The organism is Kitasatospora putterlickiae, from assembly GCF_039527695.1.
Classification (GTDB): Bacteria; Actinomycetota; Actinomycetes; order Streptomycetales; family Streptomycetaceae; genus Kitasatospora; species Kitasatospora putterlickiae.
The window spans coordinates 32,145-37,297 of sequence record NZ_BAAAKJ010000062.1; the positions used below are offsets into that span (position 1 = coordinate 32,145).

Annotated in this window: 3 protein-coding genes and 1 pseudogene; all 4 read right to left on the reverse strand. The window is 76.7% G+C overall.

What is annotated here, in order from left to right; translation table 11 throughout:
* Positions 1–1,888: pseudogene (locus tag ABD308_RS07160) on the reverse strand (DUF6493 family protein); the annotation flags it as partial.
* A 92-nt stretch (positions 1,889–1,980) separates the two neighbouring features.
* Positions 1,981–3,381 (reverse strand): amino acid permease, encoded by a 1,401-nt coding sequence (locus ABD308_RS07165; protein ID WP_344329446.1) that lies wholly within the window; start codon positions 3,379–3,381, stop codon positions 1,981–1,983.
* Positions 3,382–3,600: 219 nt separating this feature from the next.
* Positions 3,601–3,813 (reverse strand): DUF5988 family protein, encoded by a 213-nt coding sequence (locus tag ABD308_RS07170; protein ID WP_344329448.1) that lies wholly within the window; start codon positions 3,811–3,813, stop codon positions 3,601–3,603.
* A 348-nt stretch (positions 3,814–4,161) separates the two neighbouring features.
* A partial coding sequence (locus ABD308_RS07175; RefSeq protein WP_344329449.1) for a pyroglutamyl peptidase occupies positions 4,162–5,153 on the reverse strand: 992 nt, incomplete at its 5' end.

Sequence of the window (5,153 nt, forward strand, 5' to 3'; positions counted from 1 at the left end):
CGGCCGGCGGGGCGGCCAGCGGCACCCGGAGCAGCGCCTGGGCCAGATCGGCGGGCCAGGGCCGGGCCCCGGCCGCGCGGTGGGCGGCGAGCCGCTCGGTGCGGGCGGCCGGGTCGAGGGTGCCGTCCCCGCCGGTGGGGGTGGCGAGCAGCACGGGTACCGGCGCTTCGGCGACGCCGCACGCCGCTTCGAGCACGCGCAGGGCCGGGATCAGGGCGGGAGTGCGCAGCGGGGCCGGGAGGGCGAGCAGTTCGGCCGTGAGCGCGGCGGACCCGTGCTCACGGCCGCTCAGGGCGTCGAGCAGGCGACCCAGCGTGCCCCCGACGGTGCCGATGCCCCGGACGAGGACCGAGCCCGGGGCGAGCGGGGCGAGCGCGGCCCCGAGCGCGGCCGCGTCCCGGTGCCGCTCGGCGACCAGGGCGGCCAGCACGACCTCGAACTCCCCGGGGTCGGGAATCCCGTCGGCCAGCACGGCGGCGGGCCGCTCGGCGAGCTCGACCGGTCCGGCGGGCGGGGCCGGGAGCGCGGCGGGAGGCACCGGCACGGGCCGCGCCGCCGCGGAGGCTTCCGCGACCACGGTCGGGACGGCCAGCAGCCCCTGCGCGTCCGCCCGCAGCGCGGGGCCGAGCCCGGTGGCGGCGGCGCGCACGGCCTCGGCCGTGGCCGGGGCGACGTCGGACAGATGGCGGGCGACGAGCCGCAGGGCGCGCTCCTGGACGGCGGACGCCGGGTGGGCGAAGGCCACGGCGAGGGCGGGAAGCAGGTCGTCCGCGCCCGTCGGGTCCCGGCGAAGGGCCGCGTCGGCCCAGCCCAGCTGGACGGTGGCGAGCGCCTTCTCCGGGCGGGCCAGGACCGCGGCCGTCAGCTCGGTGAACAGTTCGGCCGGAAGCCGGGCGTCCAGGGACCGCAGCGCCGTCTGGGCGGCCTTCGCGGCGGTCGGCGCGCCGTCGGCGGCCAGCCGGACGTGGTCCCGGGCCCGGGCGGCGACCTCCTCCGCGTCGGGGGCCAGCGCCTCGTACAGCCGGACGAATCCGCGCAGGTTTCCGGGCCGGTCGCCGCGCAGCAGGCGGCCGAGGCAGCGGTCGAGCAGTTCGGCGCGGTCGAGCACGCCCTCGCCCGCCAGCGCGGTGAGCGCCTTGGGCCACTCGTTGTCCGGCCCGAAGCGGGGGGCGTAGGGATCGGTGAACGCGGACCCGGCGTCCGGGACGTCGAACAGCCGTCGGACGAACTCGGCGAGCCTGGGCTCGGCCCGCAGCCAGGAGCGCAGCGTGTCGTGGTGCGGCACCGGCGGGCGCAGGCCCTGGTCGGCGAACCACTCGCCGGTCTCGCGGTGGTCGTAGCGGATCAGCCTCGCCTCGTGCAGCCAGCCGGTCAGATAGCCGTCGGTGGCCGGGACCTCGGCGCCGGTCCAGACGGCGAGCCCGTGGGCGATCACCCAGCGGAACCGGTCGCCGCGCGCGGGCATCCACTCGGCGAGCCGGACCGCGAGCTCGCGCTGGAACGCCGCGTCGCGGTGCGGCGTGAGCAGGGCCAGCAGCACGACGCGGGCGTCGGCGTTGGTGGAGCCGCCGCCGGGCAGCGGCCAGGTGAAGGAGAGCAGCCGGCGCGCGGTGAGCCAGTCCAGGGCCTCCGCCGGGGTGGCGGCGGAGTAGATGCCGGCGAACTGCAGGGCGGCGAGCTGGTCGTACGCGGCGGAGTAGCGTCGCGGGTCGCCGGCGGAGAGCTCACGCAGCAGTTCGGTGCGCAGCCGGCGCAGCGGGGCCCGCAGGTGCCCCAGCCCGGCGGCGGGCACCGGCGACAGCCGGTCGATCACCCCCTGCGGAACCCTGGCGGCGATGAGCACCCGCACCTCGTCCCAACCGACCGTCCCGCCCGTGGGATCGCTCATGACGTTCCTCCACCCGCTCCAACGCGATGATCGCGATGATCACGACGCTAGCGCGCCCCACCGACAACCGGACCCCGGTCACGCCGGCCGGGTCAGGTGGTGCGGCGGTGGCGGCGGGCGGTGAGGACGGTGTGGACGAGGACGCCGGCGAGGAGGAAGAGGACGCCCTGGTAGACGGCGGCGTAGCCGGCGCCGGCGACGAGCCAGGCGGAGAAGGCGAAGGCGGCGAGGGCGAGGGTGAGGTCGCGGGCGAGGCGGGCGGGGGCGACACGGTGCCGGTCGCCGCGCAGCAGCCAGTGCAGTTGGGCGGCGCTGGAGAGGAGGTAGGGGACGGTCGCGGTGAAGGTGGTGACCAGCACCAGGGTGTCGAAGGCGGCCTTGGCGCCGGAGGCGAAGTCGAGGACGGTGAGCAGCGAGGCGAGGGTGACGCCGGTCAGGACGCCGACGACGGGCACGCCGCGCCGTTCGGTGGCGAAGACAGCGGGGAACAGGCCGTCCTTGGCGGCGGCGTAGGGGGCCTGGGCGGAGAGCAGGGTCCAGCCGTTGAGGGCGCCGGTCATCGAGACCAGGGCGGCGACGGCGACGGCCGTGCCGCCCCAGGAGCCGCCGAAGACGGCGTTCACGGAGTCGGAGAACGGCGCGGTGGAGTGGATCAACCGCTCGTGGGCGACGGTGCCGAACACGGCGAGCGTGCCGAGCAGGTAGACGACGGCCGCGCCCGCCGTGCCGAGCACGCTGGCCCGGCCGACGTTGCGCTCCGGGTCGCGGACCTGGCCCGCGCTCATCGCGGCGGACTCCACGCCGAGGTAGCTGAAGAGCAGGATCGCGGCGGCGGCCGTCATTCCGCCGAGCCAGCCGTCGCCGGTCGCGTCGAAGGGACCGAGGTTCGCCGGGTCGAAGGAGCCCAGGCCGGCCACCGCGACGATCACCAGCGGGATGAACTTGAGGACGGTGGCGACGAGTTGGACGGCGCCGACGTAGCGGGTGCCGGCCAGGTTGGCGAGCGCGGGCAGCCACTGGACGGCCAGCGCGCAGCCGAGCGCGAGGGCGGTGGAGCGGCCGACGGCCGGCCACAGGACGGCGAGGTAGCCGACGGCGGCGACGGCGAGCGCGGCGTTGCTGACCCAGGTGGTGATCCAGTAGGACCAGGCGGCGATGAAGCCGGCGAAGTCGCCGAAGGCCTCGCGGGCGTAGACGTACGGGCCGCCGGTGCGCGGGTCGCGGCGCGCGAGCCGCCCGAAGACCAGGGCCAGGGCGATGGCCCCGGCGGTGAGCACGGCGAAGGCGAGCAGGCTGACCGTTCCGTACGGGGCCACCGCGGCGGGGATCATGAAGATGCCGCCGCCGATGATGTTGCCCATCACCAGGGCGGTCGCGGTCGGCAGGCCGAAGCGGCGGACGGCGGAGCGGGACGACGGGGAGGGTCCCGGGGACGGGGCCGGGAGGGACGGGCCGGGGGGTGCCTGCCGGGTCGCGGCCGGGCTGCTGTGCATGGGGGTGTGGTGCCTTTCCTGCGTCCTGCGCGCTCGGTGGAGCGGACGCCCATGCTCATGCAGGCGGCACCTTGTACCAAATCGGCGGGATTTGTCCTCCGGACCGGCCCGCCGACCGGAAAACCTCCGGTTGCGCGACGGCCGGACGGGCACTCGTCCGGGGCCGGTCACCGGCGGTGCCGGGGACGGCCCGCCCGTCCCCGGCACCCCCGGCGGACGTCACTCGGCGACGAAGGTGTTGCCGCTCCACTCGAAGATCTCCAGTGGGACGCCCTCGTGCAGGGTCGTGCGGCCGGTTCGCCGGAAGTGCTCGTACCGGTTGCCTGCGAGGACCTTGACCACGCTCTCGCCGGCCAGGACCTCGCGCACGCGCGCGAAGTCCGATCCGGCCGCGCCGCCTTCGAGCAGGATGTTCGCCTTCGGGTTCGTCATCGTGATACCTCCCGGGGGTGGCTTCGCCAGCGATACCTGACTGGGCCCTGAACCCTACGCAGCCACCCCGTACCGGATAACCCCTATTCGAGCCTTTCCCGGGTCGGTTAGGGGTCTTCGGCCGCGCGTCGGCGCACCGTCGACGGGCTCCGCGCACCGGCGCCCGCGACGGCGCCCGCCTGACGGGAACGCCCCTTCGACGGGTGGCCCCGGACGAGCCGGCTCGGCACGACGGACCCCCGTCCGCCCCGGGGGCGACTCCCCCGGGACGGACGNNCGGACGCGGGCCTCGCGCTGACCGCCCCCGCGCCGCCGCCAGCCCGTCGCCGGCCCGTCGTCAGCCCGCCGTCAGCCCGCCGTGTGCCGCAGGATCTCCAGGACCTCGCCGGCGATCGCGGCCTCGTTCTGCTCGAACTCCGGCCCGGTGAGCTGGTCGGTCGGCGCGGGCAGGCCGGTGAGCACGGGGGTGTGCAGATGGCCGCCGGGCACCTGCGGAGCCACCTCCAGGCGCAGCCGGTTGGTGCGGTAGGCGACCTCGTTGGAGAGGTAGCCCCCGCCGCCGCCGGCGACCGCGCGCGAGCCGGGGGTCGGGCCGTCCGGCCGGTCGACCGGGGCGCTCGCCCCTGCGGGGATCTCGGTGACGGTGGTGTTCAGCTTGACCGGGAACGGCTGCTGGACGGACGTCATCGGCCCGGCCGGCAGGCTGGTGGCGATGAACTCCGCGCCGGGGCCGAGCCCGGGGGCGGTGACGGGGTGCTCGCGGGTGCCGCCGGAGAGCACGCCGGCGTTGTCCGGGTACGGGTCGGCGGAGCGGGCGCGACCGGCCCAGGCCTCCAGGGTGAACAGCCCGGGGTAGCCCTGGCTGATGGTGGTGATGAGGTCGGCGGAGCGGTGGCCGGGGGCGAGCCGCGGGCCGAAGGCGCGCTCGACCATGCCGCGGTCGAAGTCGCCGTAGCGGACCGGGAGGACCACCGCCTGGATCTCGGCGGGGGTGCCGTCGGCGAGGGCGATCCGCCGTCCGTCCAGTTGCAGGACCGCCGAGCCGGAGGGGTTGGCGCGACGCGGCTCGGCGTCCAGGCCGAAGGGGTCGAAGCCGCTGACGAGGATCCGGCGCACCCCGGGGCGGGCACCGAACCGGCTGTCGGCCAGCCCGCGCGAGGCGTCCTCGAACCGCGCCCGCAGCGCCGCCTGATCGACGGTGAAGCCCGGCTGCCAGCGGGCCAGTTGGATGGTCATGGCGACCCTGGCCCAGTACAGCGGGCGGTCGTCGCCGGCCGGCAGGTCGCCACCGGGGCGGTGGCCCTGGGCCCGGTCGACGCCGGCGCGCCAGAGCGCCTCGC